We start from the raw sequence: 648 nt of genomic DNA on the forward strand, positions 1-648 counted from the left end.
CTTTATATCCGACAGCTTAAGCTGATTGATTACAAAAAGAAATAAGGAAATCAGGATAAATAAAATTTCTGGATGTCTCCATTTTTTCACCCACAGAGTGTGAATGATGTAGATCGCCAACGAAATTCGTATAAAAGCACCGGCTAACCACTGATAAATGGACAAAAAGTCGGTTTGACTTAGCATGCTTCCGATGGATGCCATGCGCCACTGCTCGTAAGCCGGGTATCGCAGTTTCTCGGCTTCAAACGGACCGAACATGGCTATTATGCCTGACAATGGGCCGAACGTTAGCTCAATCAACATAAGAACAACCAGCATCATATTCATTCGAGACAGCTTGCCCTTCACATTGTCCTTCAGAAAGAACACGAGGAAGATCTCCGTGATCCCCGATGTTGTGTACCATGCGCCATTTGTGATAGATTGCGCTGAATTTTTGAAGATAGGGAACAAATAGCTGTAGTCTTTATATTGAAAGTTTACTGTCATAATATAAAAACCGAATAGAACGATCCAGGGAAGCAGAATACCATTGGTAATTGCAATTGCGGCCAGTCCCTTTCTTGCCGTGTAATAACTAATCCCGATCAGACATATGCCGACTACCCATGGTGGAGTATAAGTCAGGTATGATGTATTTGACCA

At 42.1% G+C, this 648-nt stretch carries 1 protein-coding gene; it reads right to left on the minus strand.

Annotated elements, in window-relative coordinates; all coding sequences use genetic code 11:
* Window positions 1–648 (minus strand): GerAB/ArcD/ProY family transporter (locus PCH02S_RS35500; RefSeq protein ID WP_164819854.1); only part of this gene is annotated, 648 nt, incomplete at both ends.

The sequence above is a fragment of the Paenibacillus chondroitinus NBRC 15376 genome, from assembly GCF_004000765.1.
GTDB classification, from domain to species: domain Bacteria; phylum Bacillota; class Bacilli; order Paenibacillales; family NBRC-103111; genus Paenibacillus_E; species Paenibacillus_E chondroitinus.